Source organism: Saccharothrix sp. AJ9571 (genome assembly GCF_021725495.1).
Classification (GTDB): Bacteria; Actinomycetota; Actinomycetes; order Mycobacteriales; family Pseudonocardiaceae; genus Amycolatopsis; species Amycolatopsis magusensis.
In genome coordinates, this window is record NZ_CP091382.1 from 8,518,038 (window position 1) to 8,533,678 (window position 15,641).

15 protein-coding genes and 3 pseudogenes are annotated in these 15,641 nt (G+C 68.1%); 6 read left to right on the forward strand and 12 right to left on the reverse strand.

Going from position 1 to position 15,641, the window contains the following annotated elements; all coding sequences use genetic code 11:
* Window positions 1–37: 37 nt before the first annotated feature.
* From L3Q67_RS38450 to L3Q67_RS38475, 6 genes are read right to left on the reverse strand one after another with little or no spacing between them, the layout of a single operon-like run.
* The gene (locus L3Q67_RS38450; protein WP_499186323.1) at window positions 38–187 is read right to left on the reverse strand and encodes a hypothetical protein; all 150 of its coding nucleotides are present in this window, start codon (window positions 185–187) and stop codon (window positions 38–40) included.
* Window positions 188–204: 17 nt separating this feature from the next.
* Entirely contained in the window at window positions 205–1,605 is a 1,401-nt protein-coding gene (locus L3Q67_RS38455) for an MFS transporter (protein WP_499186324.1), read from the reverse strand.
* Window positions 1,606–1,631: 26 nt separating this feature from the next.
* Entirely contained in the window at window positions 1,632–2,306 is a 675-nt protein-coding gene (locus tag L3Q67_RS38460) for a DUF3159 domain-containing protein (RefSeq protein ID WP_499186325.1), read from the reverse strand.
* Window positions 2,303–3,604, reverse strand: a complete 1,302-nt coding sequence (locus L3Q67_RS38465) for an NAD(P)/FAD-dependent oxidoreductase (protein ID WP_499186326.1) — start codon at window positions 3,602–3,604, stop codon at window positions 2,303–2,305. Before L3Q67_RS38465 ends, L3Q67_RS38460 begins: the two co-directional genes overlap by 4 nt.
* Complete coding sequence (locus tag L3Q67_RS38470; RefSeq protein ID WP_499186327.1) at window positions 3,601–3,792, reverse strand: ferredoxin; 192 nt, start codon at window positions 3,790–3,792, stop codon at window positions 3,601–3,603. Before L3Q67_RS38470 ends, L3Q67_RS38465 begins: the two co-directional genes overlap by 4 nt.
* Window positions 3,789–4,991 (reverse strand): cytochrome P450, encoded by a 1,203-nt coding sequence (locus tag L3Q67_RS38475; RefSeq protein ID WP_499186328.1) that lies wholly within the window; start codon window positions 4,989–4,991, stop codon window positions 3,789–3,791. Before L3Q67_RS38475 ends, L3Q67_RS38470 begins: the two co-directional genes overlap by 4 nt.
* Window positions 4,992–5,344: 353 nt before the next feature.
* Here L3Q67_RS38475 and L3Q67_RS38480 point away from each other — a divergent pair, with 353 nt between their 5' ends.
* A complete protein-coding gene (locus L3Q67_RS38480) occupies window positions 5,345–5,866 on the forward strand; it encodes a MarR family winged helix-turn-helix transcriptional regulator (protein WP_499186329.1) in 522 nt (173 codons plus the stop codon).
* Window positions 5,867–6,144: 278 nt separating this feature from the next.
* Here L3Q67_RS38480 and L3Q67_RS38485 read toward each other — a convergent pair whose 3' ends face one another.
* The gene (locus L3Q67_RS38485; protein ID WP_499191745.1) at window positions 6,145–6,867 is read right to left on the reverse strand and encodes a TatD family hydrolase; all 723 of its coding nucleotides are present in this window, start codon (window positions 6,865–6,867) and stop codon (window positions 6,145–6,147) included.
* A 485-nt stretch (window positions 6,868–7,352) separates the two neighbouring features.
* Here L3Q67_RS38485 and L3Q67_RS38490 point away from each other — a divergent pair.
* Window positions 7,353–7,607 (forward strand): annotated as a pseudogene (locus L3Q67_RS38490) (tyrosine-type recombinase/integrase); the annotation flags it as partial.
* Here the strand turns inward: L3Q67_RS38490 and L3Q67_RS38495 are convergent.
* From L3Q67_RS38495 to L3Q67_RS38505, 3 genes are all read right to left on the reverse strand, one after another.
* Window positions 7,521–7,979, reverse strand: a complete 459-nt coding sequence (locus tag L3Q67_RS38495; protein ID WP_499191805.1) for a hypothetical protein — start codon at window positions 7,977–7,979, stop codon at window positions 7,521–7,523. The pseudogene L3Q67_RS38490 and the gene L3Q67_RS38495 sit on opposite strands and share 87 nt — an antisense overlap.
* A gap of 205 nt (window positions 7,980–8,184) precedes the next feature.
* Window positions 8,185–8,451, reverse strand: a complete 267-nt coding sequence (locus tag L3Q67_RS38500; protein ID WP_499191806.1) for a hypothetical protein — start codon at window positions 8,449–8,451, stop codon at window positions 8,185–8,187.
* Between the two features lie 30 nt (window positions 8,452–8,481).
* On the reverse strand, window positions 8,482–9,543 hold the full coding sequence (locus L3Q67_RS38505) for a hypothetical protein (protein ID WP_499191807.1): 1,062 nt from the start codon (window positions 9,541–9,543) through the stop codon (window positions 8,482–8,484).
* A 401-nt stretch (window positions 9,544–9,944) separates the two neighbouring features.
* Between L3Q67_RS38505 and L3Q67_RS38510 the strand changes: the two genes are divergently transcribed.
* Window positions 9,945–10,760, forward strand: a complete 816-nt coding sequence (locus L3Q67_RS38510) for a class I SAM-dependent methyltransferase (protein WP_499186330.1) — start codon at window positions 9,945–9,947, stop codon at window positions 10,758–10,760.
* 50 nt (window positions 10,761–10,810) lie between these two features.
* Here the strand turns inward: L3Q67_RS38510 and L3Q67_RS38515 are convergent, their stop codons facing one another.
* Window positions 10,811–12,004, reverse strand: a complete 1,194-nt coding sequence (locus L3Q67_RS38515) for a cytochrome P450 (protein ID WP_499186331.1) — start codon at window positions 12,002–12,004, stop codon at window positions 10,811–10,813.
* Between the two features lie 312 nt (window positions 12,005–12,316).
* Window positions 12,317–12,607: pseudogene (locus L3Q67_RS38520) on the reverse strand (hypothetical protein); the annotation flags it as partial.
* A gap of 267 nt (window positions 12,608–12,874) precedes the next feature.
* On the opposite strand from L3Q67_RS38520, the gene L3Q67_RS38525 reads away from it, so the two are divergent.
* From L3Q67_RS38525 to L3Q67_RS38535, 3 genes and pseudogenes are all read left to right on the forward strand, one after another.
* Window positions 12,875–13,792, forward strand: coding sequence for a hypothetical protein (locus L3Q67_RS38525; protein WP_499186332.1), 918 nt, complete (start codon window positions 12,875–12,877; stop codon window positions 13,790–13,792).
* 3 nt (window positions 13,793–13,795) lie between these two features.
* Complete coding sequence (locus L3Q67_RS38530; RefSeq protein WP_499186333.1) at window positions 13,796–14,917, forward strand: hypothetical protein; 1,122 nt, start codon at window positions 13,796–13,798, stop codon at window positions 14,915–14,917.
* A gap of 541 nt (window positions 14,918–15,458) precedes the next feature.
* Window positions 15,459–15,614, forward strand: a pseudogene (locus L3Q67_RS38535) (transposase); the annotation flags it as partial.
* Between the last annotated feature and the right edge of the window lie 27 nt (window positions 15,615–15,641).

Sequence of the window (15,641 nt, forward strand, 5' to 3'; positions counted from 1 at the left end):
CGGGCGAGGCTGTCGAGGATCTCGTCGGCGTCTTGGTTCAGACGAAGGGTTTCGGGTCACGGTTCCATGCGTCGATCCAGGCTTTGACGTCGGCTTCGAGTTCGGCGATGCCGCGGTGGGCGCGGCGAACAGTCGCAGCAGGATTTTCCACGCCCGCACCCCGCGGGCCGAGCTTCTCGTCGAGCACGCCAGGGCCGCCTGAGCTCACACCTCCAGGACCCGCTCGGCAGCTTCGCGCGTCGTCCCCCGACCACGTGAGACGCGTGGACGACCCGGGATGAAGGCGGCGACGACCAGGGCCAGCAGCGCCGCCGCCGCGCCGGCCAGCAGGACGGTGGTGAACGCGGTAGGGTCCGGGACTGCGCGCCCGCTCACCGTCGTGGCCCCGGCGGCGAGGAGCAGTCCGGTCACCGCGCCGGCGGCGGACGTGCCCAACGACCGGCAGAGGTTGTTCAGACCGTTGGCCGCCGCGGTCTGACCGGCGGGGACCGCGTCCATGACGAGCGAGGGCATTGCCCCGTAGGCGAGCCCGATGCCGGCCCCGACGAGGGCGGTGCAGACGAGCAACTGCCAGAGCTGGGCGTGCCACAGCGCCGCGAAGCCGTAGCTGCACGCGAGGACCAGGGCACCGGCCATGAGCGTCACCTTCGGTCCCAAGTGGATGGTCATCCTGGCCGACACCGGTGACACGGCGATCATGCACACTCCGCCCGGCGCCTGCAGGAGGCCGGCCACGAGCATCGACTCGCCGAACCCGTACCCCGCCGTCGCGGGCATCTGCAGGAGTTGGGTGAACACCAGCGAGTTGGTCAGCATGGCGAAGCCGAAGACCACCGAAGCGGTGTTGGTGAGCAGGACCTGCGGCCGGCGGCTCACCCGCAGGTCGATCAACGGTTGCGGGATGCGCAGCTCCCACGCGCCGAACAGGACCAGCAGCGTGGCAGCGCCCGCGAACGACCCGAGGGTGAGGCCGCCGGTCCACCCCCAAGTACCGCCCTGGGAGACAGCGAGGAAGAGACAGACCAGCGCTCCCGAGAGCAGCAACGCCCCCAGCGGGTCGAACCGGCCGTCCCGCGGCCGCGGCGTGCGGGGCACGACGAGCAGGACGAGCACACCCGCCGTGGTGGCCAGTCCACCCGCGGTCCAGAACAGGACCCGCCAGTCGGTGTACTGCGCGAGCGACGCCGACAGCGGAATTCCCAGTGAGGCCCCGACGCCGAGCGACGTGCTCATCACCGACGTCGCGGAGGCCTGCCGGCGCGCCGGCAGGTGGTCGCGGAGCAGGCTGATGCCCAGGGAGACCACACCAGCGGCGGTGCCCTGCAGGGCGCGACCGGTGACGAACCAGCCCAGCGAGGTGCTGAGCGCCGTCACCGCGGAACCCGTGACCAGCCAGGAAAGGCAACACAGCAGAACACGCCGCTTGCCCCACATGTCAGCGAGCCGGCCGGCGATCGGGATGGACACCGCCCCCGCGATCAACGTGGTCGTCACGGCCCACGAGGCTTTGCCGGGAGTCGTGTGCAGCAGCGCCGGCAGATGAGGGAGCAAGGGGATGACGAAGGTCTGCTGCAACGACACCGTGATCCCCGCGAGAGCGAGCACGGCGATGAGCGTCCTCGGTGGCGTTGTCACGGGTTCTTCGGGAGCAACTGCTTGGTGCTGCGCCGGAAGGCCCACACGATGACGACCACGACGAGCGCCGACAACGGCGTGCCCATCGCGATGCGGGCGACACCGAGCGCGCTGGTGTTGTCGTTGAGGTAGAGCCACTGTTGGAAGCCGAACCGGACACCCAGCACAACGGCTGCGGCGAGAGTGGCGATGGTGTGGGCGCGCAGGACCGTCCGGTCGTTCCGCCACCGGTGTTTGCGGCCGTGCACGAAGTTCCAGATGACGCCGGTGACCGGCCGGCGGAGCAGCACGGAGCCGAGAGTGATCACGAAGCCCGCCAGGTAGGCCCAAATCCCCACCGCGAAGTAGTTCTTCGCCGACCCGGTCAGTGCCACGATCCCGGCGGCGACCGCGACGCCTGCCAGGCTGCCGGACGCCGAGATCCAGCGCTCACCGCGCACGAGCCGGAACACCATCAGTCCCGCCCCCGTCAGCAGGGCGACGGTGAGCGTCACCGGTAAGGGGAGGAAGAGGTTCGCCGTCACGAACACGACCACGGGGACAGCGGAGTAGATGAAGCCCATCCGCGTGCCCATGCGGGCGAGCATCGCCTCGTCACGGGTGGGCCCCGTGTCGGAGGGTGAGGTCGTGTGGTCGTCGTCCATCGTGTCGTGTTGCTGCAATCCGGTCATAGCTGTCTCGTCCTTTCCAGCGGTAGGCCGGTGTTGGCGGAAGTGCAGGAAGGGGCGGTCGCGGAGCGCACGGGCGCCGACGTCCTGGCGAACGCGACGGCTTCGTCGAAGCGGGCTCGTTGAGCGATGAGCCGGCGGTACTTCATGACGTGGCGCTGCCCGTTCAGGGTCAGCACCCCGGTCAGGCGGTCGCCCTCGCGGTACAGCGCGACGAAGTGGTCGCCGGCCAGGTCGCCCGAGACGATCTCGACACCGCCTTCTGCCGCGACACCCGCGAACTGGATGCGCGAGCCGTACCAGTCCGACCAGAAGTACGGAACCGTCGTGTAGGGCCGGGCATCTGCCGGCGCCACCGCGTTGCGTGCGGCACGCGCCCCCTGCTCGGCGGCGGCGGACCAGTGCTCCACCCGCATCGAGCGGTCGAACAGGAGGTTGTGCCAGCGGGCGACGTCTCCCGCGACGTGGACGCCGGGTGCGCCGGCGCCGAGGAACTCGTCGCAGACCACGCCGTCGTCGACGGGCAGTCCGCTGCCGGCGAGCCACTCCGTGCGGGGCACCGCCCCGATGCCGACGACGACCAGGTCGGCGCCGATCACGGTGCCGTCGGTGAGGCGGACGCCCTCGACCCGGTCAGTGCCCTCCACCGCGGCCACGGCCTGTCCACAGCGCAGCACGGTGCCGTTGCGGGTGTGCAACGACGACAACGCGGCACCGAGCTCGGGTCCGACGGACCGGACCAGTGGGGCCGGCAGCGCCTCCACGACAGTCGCCGGCAAGCCGCGCTCGCGGGCGGCCGAGGCCACCTCGGAGCCGACGAATCCGGCCCCCACGACGACGGTGCGGGCACCCTCGTCCAGAGCACGGCGAACCGCGCGCGCATCGTCGAGCGTCCGCAGGAGGTGCACACCTGCCAGGCCTTCCGTTCCCGGCAGGCCGCGGGCCGCGGCGCCGGTGGCGATGACCAGCGCGTCGTAGGCCACCTCTGCACCGCCGGCGTGCACGACCCCGGTGTCCGGATCGAGTCCGGTGGCCGGGGTGTCGAGCAGGAGTTCCACGCCCAGCTCGTCGACGAGTTCCGCACGGCTGCGGAAGGTCACCGGTTCGGTCGAGCCTCCTGGAGCCAGCATCTGCTTCGACAGCGGCGGCCGGTCGTAAGGGAGGTGGGGCTCGTCGCCGATCAGGGTGATGCGGCCGGCGAATCCGGCCTTGCGCGCTGCCTCGACCGCACGCAGACCCGCGAGCGAGGCGCCGACGACCACGAGCGAGCGGGGTCCTGTGTGGACCGTCGTGGCGCTCACGGTTCCAGTCTCAGTGCCAGGGCCGGACAGCCCTCGACGGCCGCGGTCACCTCGTCCAGCGCGCCTTCTGGCACCTCGGTGGACAACACGACCAGTTCGCCGTTGTCGTCCACCTCGAACACGGTGGGCGCGAAGGACTCGCAGATCCCGATGCCGGTGCACCTGGCCCGGTCCAGGGCGATCCTCATCGGACAGACGCCTTCCCGTTCGCGGCACCCAGGCGGACGTGCATGGTCCGGACGCCGGGCACCATGGTCGAGCGCATCCGCAACACCTCACCGGTGAGCTCGACGCGGTCGAAGCGGGCGAGGAACTCCTCGAAGAACACACGGGCTTCCAGCCGGGCCAATGACAGGCCCAGGCAGGCGTGCTCGCCGGTGCCGAAGGCCAGGTGCGGGTTGGGCCGGCGGGTGATGTCGAACTGCTCTGCGGTGTCGCCGAAGACGTCCTCGTCGCGGTTGGCGGCGCCGTAGAGCAGCACGACCGCCTGCCCCTTCCTGATGGACCTGCCGCGCAGCTCAACGTCCTCGGTGGCCCAGCGGGTCATGTGCGTGACCGGGGAGGTGTAGCGCAGCATCTCCTCGACTGCGGAGGGGATCAGGCTCGGGTCGCCGACGAGCATCCGCAGCTGCTCGGGGTGGTTGATCAGCGCGATGGTGCCCAGCGCGATCAGGTTGCGGGTGGTCTCGTTGCCGGCGACGAGCAGCAGGTGCAGAAACGACATGAGCTCGTCGTCGGACAGGCTCTCGCCGTCGACCTCGGCGTCCATGAGGATTGAGATGAGGTCGTTGGTGCGGCGCTGTTCCCGCAGTTCGATCAGCTGGCGGAAGTACGTGGTCAGTGCCCCGAACCCCTCCTGCGAGGTCAACGTGATACCGGGGTCGGCAGAGCCGACCGAGGCGTCGGACCAGGCGCGGAACTGCTCCCAGTCCTCGGCCGGTGCCCCGAGCAGGTCGGCGATGATGCGGACGGGGACCTTCGCGACGAGCCCCTCGGCGTACTCCAGTTCGACGCCCGCTTCCGCGGAGTCGAGCACGCCGCGCACGATCGCGCGGACGTCCGGCTCCATCGCGTTGATGTGCCTCGGGGTGAAGCCCTTCGAGATCAGCTTGCGCAACGCGTTGTGCCGCGGTGGATCGGTCGTGATCAGCATCGGGCGCGGGTCGGCCGTTCGGGGCTTGCCGTCGGGCATCAGCACTCCCTTGGCCGACGAGAACAGGTGCGGCCGCGAGCCGATGAACTTGATGTCCTCGTAGCGGGTGATCCCCCAGAACCCGCCGTTGGCGCTGGTCCAGTGCACCGGCGAGTTGTGGCGCAGGTCCCGGTAGGCCGGTGCGGGATCGCCGATGTGGAAGTCCGGCAGGTGCAGCGGGTAGTTCGGTTCCACGCGCGGTTCCCTTCAGGGGGTGATGTGGGTGGCGGCGCGCTCCGGCATGGTCGCCATGACCTTCGGCCGCCGTTCAGATATGCGTTACGGTACACGTATTTTATGAGGTCGTCTACACATATATTGGCGCGCTTCCGGTGCTGCCGCCGAAGTCGGCCGAGTACCAGGGCAGGTGCTCGCGTACATTGCTTCAGGAAGCGGTGTACACGTAAATCCGCACCAGGCGGCGCGGCGTGGACCGCGCGACCTCTCCCGCCAGCTCGACGATTGGACGCGGTGACGCCGGCATGACGACTCACGGTGACGCAGGTGCTTCGACCCCTTCCCCGGCGCGCCGGGAGCGGAGCGGGCCCATGACGCGGCAGACGCTCGAGAACCGCGTCTTCGACGCGATGGCGTTGCTCACGCGGACGACGGAGGACTTCTTCGAGCGGACCGCCGGCGGCATCTCCGCCGGGCTGCGCCGCGGCACCGCCTCGCCGTTGTTCGTGCTGCACCGCACCGGACCGCTGCGCGTGTCGCAACTGGCAGAAGAGCTCGGCCTCGACCGCACGACGGTGACACGCCACCTCGACGACCTGGAGTCCCGCGGCCTGGTGACCCGGCAGCCCGACAAGCGGGACCGGCGCGCGATGGTGGCGACCCTGACCCCGGCGGCCCAGGACTTCCTCGACGACATGAGGGTGCGCAACAGGGCGTTGATCCGGCGCGTCTGCGCCGACTGGACGCGTGAAGAGCGCGCGGTGTTCGGGCGGCTGCTGCCGCGCTTCGCCATCGAGGGCGAGAAGGTGTTCGGCAACGCACCGATGCCGGACCCCGGGAGACCTCAGGGCCGTTCGCGGGGAACCGGCGGGGACCCGGCCGACCGAGGATGAGGCGGGGAGGCGGACCCGCTGGGCCTCCTGCAGAGGAAGCACGACGCCTTCAAGAGCGCTTTCTTGCACCTGAATCTGCAGACGATCCGATTCGCCCCAGCATATTCTCACCAGAGCAGTTTCACGAAGCGTTGATGATATCTCTCGGTTCCACTTTGCGCCACTGGGTTCTTGCGATCCCCGCAAATGGTGCCCACTCAGAGGCGCTCCACGAGTTACTCAGTTGCAGATACAATTATGGCAGCGACGACGTATCGCATATCGATCCTTCCGAGCCTTCATCGGACTGAATGTGCGCGAGCGCCTGAAATTGCTTTGGTTCTGTACAATAGTCCCCGGGCCTCGCTGATCGATGTATCCCACCGCCGCGCGAGGGATTCGACTATCCCGTGCAAGTCGGCGGGAGTGGCCGAACGGTTTCCGCAGCGGGCAAAGGGGCCGTCAGTTTCAAGTAGTACCCGTTCCGGCGGAAGTCGTTGAAGCAGCTCCCCGGCCTTTCTCGATCGAGCCATCAAGGGATTGATCGAGAACCAGAGTCCTACGCTGAGTGCGTCGTCAACGGCGGCCAGCGGACCGGTGTACCAGTGCAGGATTGCCGGCACTTGTGCTTGCGCAAGCCTGGTGATGGTTTCGCGTTCAGCGCCACGGCTGTGAACAGTGACTGGTCGGCTTCGCAGTTGGGGGTCGGCCAGGACGGTGCGGAGTTGTTGTGTGCGGGTCGCCGATCCGGCATGCGAGAAGTCGAGTCCGATCTCGCCGATCCAGGTGGCTTGTGGCAGCAGCCGGAGGAACCGGGCCAGATCGTGAGGGGACGCGGCGCCTGCACGCAGCGGGTGGAAGCGTAGCGCGACATCGACGCCCGCGCGTCGGCCGAGACGGTCCGTAGCAAGCGATACTGGCCGTGGTCCTCGGTCACAGCGACGACGTGCACTCCTGCCGCACGGGCCTCGTCCAACACGGCGAGGGGGTGTCGTAGCCGTCGATGTGGCAGTGCGTGTCAGTCAGCGCGCGAGTCTTCGCGACGGGAACTCCACCAGTTCGGCCAACTCGCCGTGGGCTCCGCCAACAAGCCAGGCGCGGAGCTCGGCGAGCCCGCGCCGCCAGACGCCGGTAAAAGCCGCGCGTTCGCCTTGCGGGAGAGGGCCGTTGCGGAGAACGTCTCGATCCGGTCGATCCGCGAATGTGCCGGCGATGACGGCCCGCAGGTCCGCTCCGCGGCGGCTGCGGCGGTTGAGGTCCTGCTCGTCGAACAGGTCGTAGGCGTATTCGTCGTCGTCCCATCCGACGTGCGCCAGCGAAGCGCGGCGAATCAGGCAGGGGAAGCAGTATCCGCAATTGCCTTGCTTGCGACCGACATAACGGGCGGTCTCGGGGTGCGAGCAAGGACAACCCGCAGGCTTCTAACCCTTGAGGAGGCGCCGCACGCTTTCTCTCATAGATTCTCGAGTGAGTGGAGGCGGCCATGGCTTGGGTGGAACAGAGCGGAATGCGGTCGTGGCGGGTGCGCTACCGGCGACACGGCACGGTGGATTCGGTGTCGGGCTTTCGCTCCCGGCGTGACGCCGAGGCCTACGCAGCGCATCTGGCGACCGATCGGCGCCGGAGGGTGTGGATCGACCCGGCTGATAGCGCGATCACCGTCGCCGAGTGGGTGTCACGCTGGTTTCGCAGCCTCGATCTGGCCCCACGCACCATTGAGAGCTACCGCTGCCGACTGCGCTGCCACATCCTGCCCCACTTCGGCACCACCGCGCTCGGCGCCATCACCACCCTCGACATCACCGAATGGACCAGAGAACTCAACCGAGCCGGCTACGCACCAGCCACCGTGTCGAGCCAACTCAACCTGCTCTCCATGATCCTGACCGACGCCGCCGACGAACGCCTCATCCCCTTCAACCCAGTCCGACGCCGACGGCGCCGCGGCCGACGCTCCCGACGCATTGCCCCAGAGCGGATCTGGGCCCTGCCGGATCAAGTGCTGCGCATCGCCGACCAAGCAGCGCTGCTGGGCGGCCCCATCGCCCGCCTCCTGATCATCACCGCCGCCTGGACCGGCTGCCGCTGGGGCGAACTCGCCGGACTCCATCGCGACAACATCGCTCTGGAACACGGCACGCTGACCATCGACCCCGAGTTCGGAACACTGCACGAGTCCGCCAGCACCCGCTGGCTGGGCCCACCCAAGACCCGCACCTCCGCCCGCACCATCACGCTGCCACCGTTCCTGGCCGACCTACTGCGGGAGCACCTCGCGCACCATCCCTACGAGTTCGTCTTCACCACACCCAGCGGAACCTGGCTATGGCGCTCCACCTTCATCCGCCGCGTCTTTGCGCCCCGCGGCCGACGGCAACACCGACACCGCCGACCCCGTAGCCCGCTGCCAGCCCGTCCGACCAGGCCTGACCTTCCACGGCCTGCGCCACAGCCACAAAACCTGGCTCATCGCCGGCGGCGCACCCGAGATCGCCCAAGCACGCCGACTCGGCCACCACCTCGACAACCGCGTCGTCGAGACCTACTCCCACGTGGCACCCGAAGTCGAGCAACGCCTGCTCGCCGACCTCGAACAACGCTGGCAAGCCCTCCACCCCATCCCACCAGCGCCACCCTTACCGCCCGAGCCCGACGCGGCACTCGCGGTCGTCGTCCTCCTCTTCGCCACAGCGGGGGGTCAGCCACCACGCACCACTCCCACCAGCGACGACACAAACCAAGCACCGGACGCTGCCCAGAGCAATGCCCCAGGACTGCCCCACCAGGGTCACCGCCAAGCACCTGAAACGATCACCCATGATCAACCAGCACACACAAAAAACCCCTCCGACCAGCCGAAACGACTCGATCGAAGGGGATTTTGGGAACTGTGGAGCTAAGGGGACTCGAACCCCTGCCCCCCTCACTGCCAGATCATGCAAGCCTTCTACCAGCACAAACAGAGAATGCCCTGGTCGTTCGCTACCGTTCAGCTCACCTCGGTGCCGTTGGACGCGGCTGGACATGCACCCGCGCTCCAGGTTTGCTCCAGGGAAATTGGTGTGAAGCATCGGGCGAGTGACCTCCGCCACCGACCCGCTCAGACGATCTTCGAAATGCTTCTGCACCAGCAGCGATGCCAGGGTGGGTGCGGCCCGGAATGGCCCACCGAGGACGCGGATGGTGCCCGGTGAGGACCGGCAATTCCGGCATCGGAGATGGCAGTTTCCGGCCCCACCGATGTGTCCCCTCAGCGGTATGACGAGGACCTCCGGCGCACGGTCGAGGCGCTGCAGCGCGCCGTTGGAACCAGAGCGGCCGTCCGACCGGGACCGGCGAGCCCAGGGCCGCCACAAAGGACCTAGGAAATCGAAGTCCCGGCACCGGGGGCAGTCGGCGCAATCGTTGCGGCAGGTCTCGCACACCGCGCACCGTCCCGGACAGTGCGTCGTGGTGTACAGGCCCGGTAGCGCCGCCGCGACCCGCAGGCGTTCCTGCGCCGCGCCGGTGCGCGCCACGTGCGACACGAGGGCGGACACCGCGGCGTGCACCTCGTCGGGCACGTCCGCGAGTACGGCGTCGAGCTGGCGCGTGGCGGTGTCGCGGCGCTGCAGGCGCCCGTTGAGCGCGTCCGCCAGCACGGTCGCGACCGGCGCGTCGGCCAGCGCGGCGATCGGTTCGGCCAGCCCCGTCGTCACCGACGCGGATGCCCAGCACCCGGTGCCCACTGTCAGTGTGCTCGGGCACGAAACACAGGTAGGTCTTCTCAGCCGTCATCGGTGAACCTTCATCCCAGGTACGGGCCGGTGTAGCTCAGCACCGCACGCGCGAACTCGGGGGCACGCCACGGTCGATCAAGCAGCACGGGCAACGGTACTTGCCCTCGGCTCGGACGACGTAGTTGACCACTTCTGCCCCGGCGACACGCCACCGTGGTGGCCGGACTGGCTGCCGCTCTGAGGCCTGTACCCCGTACTGCCACCAACCCCGTCGCGATGGCAAGCCCGCACCCCAGTCGGGCATGCCCCGCTGCTAACCGGTTACCGCTTGGCAAATAGGCTGGTCTTGATCGTTGCCTCCTGATCGAGCGGATCGTGCCATGGCAGAAGTCGACCGGTTCACGATTGACACCTCCAAACCCAGCATCGCGCGGGTTTACGACGCCTTCGTCGGCGGTAAGGACAACTACGAGGTGGACCGGGAGGTCCTCCGGTACATCCAGGAAGTCGCTCCGGAAGCCATCCTGGTTGGACGGCAGTGCCGTGCGTGGTTGATCCGGGTGGTCCGTTTCCTGGCCGGTCAAGCCAACGTCGACCAGTTCCTCGACCTGGGCTCCGGGTTGCCCACCGCCGAGAACACCCACGAGGAAGCCCAGCGGCTCAACGCCGAGGTGAGAGTGGTCTACGTCGACAACGACCCGACCGTCGCCGCGCACGGCCGCGCACTGCTGGAGGAGAACGAGCACACCCGCTTCCTGATGGCCGATCTGCGCAACCCCGCGGAGATCTTGGCCAGCGATGTGGTCACCCGGCATCTCGACCTGAGCCGGCCGGTGGGCTTGATCCAGTCCAATTCGCTGCACCACGTCGCCGACGACGAGGATCCGGTCGGCATCATGCAGACCTACGTCGACGCCTTGGCGGCCGGCTCCTACGTCGCGATCTCGCATCTGCACAACCCGGACGACGGCAGCTCTCGTGCGAAGCTCGCGGTCGAGTCCCAGGCGCGGTTCAACGAGATGATGGGCAGCTGCTACTACCGCACGCGCGGGGAGATCGCCGAGCTGTTCAGGGGCCTGGAAATGGTCGAACCCGGCCTGACGCACCTCTTCGAATGGTGGCCCAACGGCCCGCGCCTGACCGAACCCAGCGATGGCGAGTACAACCTGCTCGGCGGTGTCGCCCGCAAGACGTAACCCTTCTCCGGGACCTCGTGCCGCACGTGGTCCCGGCACCCTCCCGGCCGCTATCTCGTCGGCACCGTCACGACCATGTCGCGCAACTCGTAACCGCCGATGGCGTCGTTGAACGACACCCGCGGCGCTGTGTTCATCCGCACCCCCGGCAGGGCGAACAGCTTGCTGAGGAAGATGTCGGTCTCCACGATCGCGATGTTCGCGCCGGGGCACTTGTGCGCACCATCCCCGAAGGACAGGCCGTAGGCGGACACGTTGTCGAGTGGGCGCAGGGGGCATACCGCAAGCGGCCGATCGCCTACGGCCTCCGGATCGGCGTTGGTCGCGCTGAGCTGAATGTCGATGATCTCGCCGGCGGCGACAGTGACCGACTCCTCGTTTCCGGCCGGCAACTCCAGGGGTGCGGTGGCGCGCCGCCTGAGGTGCCCGACGATCGGTTCCAGCCGCAGCAGTTCGTGCAGGATCGCGAGCCGCTCGGTCTCCTCCGCGGCGCGGTAGCGCCCGAGCAGCGCGCTGTCGGTGAACAGGTGCCATGCGGCGAGGTTGACGAACTCGCGCGTGGTGACCATCCCCGCGGCGGCGAAGGTGATGCATTCACCAAGGATCTCCGCCGATGAGCAGCCCTCGTCCAGCAAGTGCGAGATCAGGTCGTCACGCCGCCCGGTGCGGCGCGCGCGGACGGCGGGCCGGACATCGTTGAGGTAGATGCCGGCCCAGTTGGTTGCCTGCCGCCAGATCCAGTAGAGCCCGTTCAAGCTGGTGAAGCCCGGCGTGCCGAATTCCTCGGGGAAGAAGCGCTCCAGCCGGCGCTGGAGACCCGGACGGCTCTCGGTCAGGCCAATCACCGCGCAGGCCACCTCGATGGCCAGGTTGAAGCTCAGATCCGACAGGTGCGCCTGCCCGGAGCCGCGAAGCTTGTCCAGTTGCTTGTCGGCGACGCTCTGCATAATCCCCCGGTAGTTTTCGTCGACCCGGCGCGATGTGAAGTACCTCGCGGTCTGCCGACGATGCTCGCGGTGCTCTGGCCCGTCCCGGTACAGAACCGGACGCCGGATCTTGGCAGGCATCTTCTCGACGGTCTCCACCCCGAGTCCAGCTTGGACGGTGTCGGTGCTGCGCAGCACGGCACGCGCGGCGGCGTAGCCGCGCACCGTCCAGACTCCGTCGGAGCTCCGGCTGATCGGGCCCCCGCCCTCAGCTTCGCCGCGATCGACCTTGCGCGCGTTCGTCCCGTCGGCCGGCATGTCGCGATCGATCCCCTCTACTGCCGGGAGAAAAGCATGGTTCGTCTCTTCTAGCAGGTTTCAGCGGCCCCGCACAGCGGCCCTGCACAGGGTAGTAGGGGAACCCACACCGGCAAGATGCAGGACAACCCTGAACCGGGAGCTCGCCCACGGGTCTCCCTTCCCAGGCCGGATTCTCTTCCTGCGCAAGGAACCAAGTCACAGGCGACTTGTCTTTGCGGGGCAGAGCGGCGGCGACGGTGTCCAGCGGTCGCCGGGTCACCGACGGCGAGAGCAGCGCGTTCCCGGCGGCGACCGCGCGGATTGCCTCTGTCACCCGCTCCGGCGGTGAGTCCTTGACCAGGAATCCGCTCGCGCCCGCACGCAGCGCTTCGTACACGTAGTCGTCGATGTCGTACGTGGTAAGCACGAGTACCCGGGTGGTGTCGCCGGAGGCGAGGATGCGCCGCTTTCTGCTTCGTTGTGACTGCGGTCGGTCGGGTCATTTGTCGAGTGTGTGGCGGTGTCGACCCAGCGGGCGAGGACGCTCAGGACGGCGAGTTGTTCGAGTGCTTGGTCTTCGGGAAGTTCGCCCTCGGTGTGACTGAGGGGGTTGCGGATGGCTGCATAGCAGCCTTCAGCGAAGCTACCGCGACCTGAAGACCCCGACGGAGCCGCCGACGCCCTGACCTCACTCGGCGAGGTCTACCACAACGACGGCGACACCGGCGCAGCTCGTGAGGTATGGAAACAAGCCCTCGAACTCCGGCAGCAGTACCACCACCCCCGCCACCGCTGATCTCGCCACCAAGCTCACGTCGATCGGCAATCGTTAGCGGCATCGGGGAAACCGGCAGACCGATCGTGCTCACACGAGTACGGTGAGTTCCCATGGGCGAGGCTGAACAGGCTAACCGGGCAGTGCGGGACGCGGTCGCTCACGCACGAGACCGGCTACACGCGCAGATCAACTCTCACCACCGAGCCGGCTTAGCGCAGTCCGAGCGGATCGAAGCCGATCAACGCATGTTGCAGGACGTGCTGGACGTGCTGAACGCCAGCTCACCGCCGGTCCCCCGCTCGATCGCCGAACTCACGTCGAGGTTTGCCCAGTCCGACAAAGCCGACCCGCTCCGCAAAGCCGCGAACCTCCTGGACCGTGCCCACCAAGCACTCGGCGAACAGGACAACCGCCAAGCCATGTGGACGGCGTACGACGCCATCGAACGCGCGTTGAGCCGGCTGCGCGAGGCCGAGAAGGAACACCCCCTGAGCTTCAAGCCGGGCAAGCTCGAGGAGCGGCGCAACGCCCTTCAGCGCGCGCTGAAGGGCGTTATGCACGAGCTGGACAACAGCGTGAAACCAGTCCTGGACCGGTGGGCCGAGACATCCGCCCTTCACCCAGCGGGCAACGCGAGCATTGCCCTCGACAAATTCCGCGAGGCGTTCGTGATCGCCGCCGAATCCGATACCGGATCCGCCAACCAGGGAGTCCTGTGGGAACTGACCGGAGCCCAGCACCGCCTCAAGCGTTACCTCAACTGGACCGAACCTGAACCCGGCGACGACGACTACGAGGAAGAACCGAGCGGGCGGGTCGGCAGCCGCCCACCCGGCCCGCGTTTTGTCGGCGACAGTGACGACAGCAGCCAGCACCGACGACAGACCTCGACATCGGCCTCCGAAGCCCCCGCCGCGTCGAAGCCTGCCGACGTCGAGGTACCGCCAGAAACGACCCCGGGGCCCTACGGCGACGTGCGCGAGTCGTGGTTTCGCCGGTTGTCGCGCCGCGGCAGGCCACGCGGGTAACCGGTGACCGGGATATTCCAAGGCGCCCTCGGCGGCGGGCGGGCGGTGCTGATCGGCTGGATCCTGCCAAGCCTGATCAACGTGCTGATCTTCGGCTTCGTCGTGGCACCGAAGCTGAGCAGGTTCGGCGAACTGAATACCGAAGCGGCTCGGGCAGCGATCTTCGGCCTGGTCACCACCACTGTGCTCGGCCTGGTCCTGGCCGCCCTGCAGACTCCGCTCTACCGGATCCTTGAAGGCTATCTCGGCTGGCCCCAGTGGCTTGCCCGAATTCGACGCCGGCGCCATCTGGCTCGCAAGCACCTGCTGCGAAACCGCGTGGACGCCGCGGCTCTCGCCGGTCAGGAAACAGCGGGCCGCCTGGCGGACGCCGACCGGCCGACCCTCGCCGCTTTCCGCGCCCACCCGGTCATCAGCCGGCACCTCCGCACGGACTTGCGCAAGGGCGTGGTCTGGCTCGCGCTGCTCGACGAGCGGCTGCACCGCTACCCCGTGGACGACCGGCAGGTCGCCCCGACCCGGCTCGGCAACGCCATCCGCCGGTTCGAGGAGTACGGGCGCAACCGGTACCGGCTCGACTCCCAGGTGCTCTGGCACGAACTGAACGCGGCCGTCGGCGAACCCGCGCGCAAGCAGACCGACGACGCCCGGATGAACGTCGACTTCTTCATCAGCCTGCTCTACGGCCACCTGCTGGTAGTCGTGACCGCCGCCGTCGACCTCGCCATCGGCGCCGCCGTCCACCCCTGGCTGGTCATCACCACGATCGTGAGCCTGCTGCCGCTGACCGTGCTCTGGTACCGCCTCGCCGTCGTGGCCACCGACGAATGGGCCGGCGCGGTCCGGGCCATGGTCAACCTGGGCCGCCAGCCCCTGGCCGCCGCACTCGGGCTCGCCCTCCCGCAGCGGATCGACGAGGAACGCTCCATGTGGCTCCTCGTCGGCGAACTCGTCAGCTCCGGGTACCACCCAGGACTGGCCGCACTGGACACCTACCGGGTCACACCCGAGGAAACGACCACGGCAGACGCCCCTGCACCCACCCCGCAGCCATCCGCCAGCCCTCCCCCACCGGCTGCGGGCGACGGGACTACGCAGAACGAAAACAGGCCGTCCGGGGCCTGAATCACTGAAGTGCGATGCTCGGCTACCCGCGACCGGGGATCGTCATCGTGACGCGCGGCCCGAACGCCTGCTCAGTAGGGCGGACAGCACTCCGTGGGTCTTGGCGAACCAGTCGAACTATGCTCTCAAGCGCCACCGAGCAAGCCACAAATGCCTCCGCCGCCACCGCGGAACCAGACGCCGCGACTACACCGCTCCCGAACACCAGGAACGCACCACGCCGGCCCCGCTCACCGCCGAAGAACGCATGTGGCACCGCAACCTCGCTGCAGACGAACAAGGCCGGACCCACAGGCGCAGAACTGCACCGAATGGCCGGCACCCACAACTACGGCCGCAGCCTCCTCCGCAAAGGGCGAGCAACTCGACGAAGGTTCGGTGTCGCCAGAGGGGCACTTCGACCGCCCCGCGGCTGGGGCGCACGAGGCCAACACTCCGAGGTGTTCGCCAGGCAACACGTGCGGTTCCTGCGCGCAGGGAAAGCCCACGGCATCCATTCGCCCGAGACACCAAGCGCACCCACCTACGCGAGGTCTTCGCCAAACTCGGCAAACACCGCTGGGTCATCGAACGATCCATCGCCTGGCTCTTCGGCTACCACCGACTCGCCATCCGCTATGACCGCTACGCCAACCACTTCTGCGCCTTCCTCACTCTGGCCGCAACCCTCACTTGTTACAAGAAACTCGCCAAATGAGACACGCTCTAATACTGCAACGACACT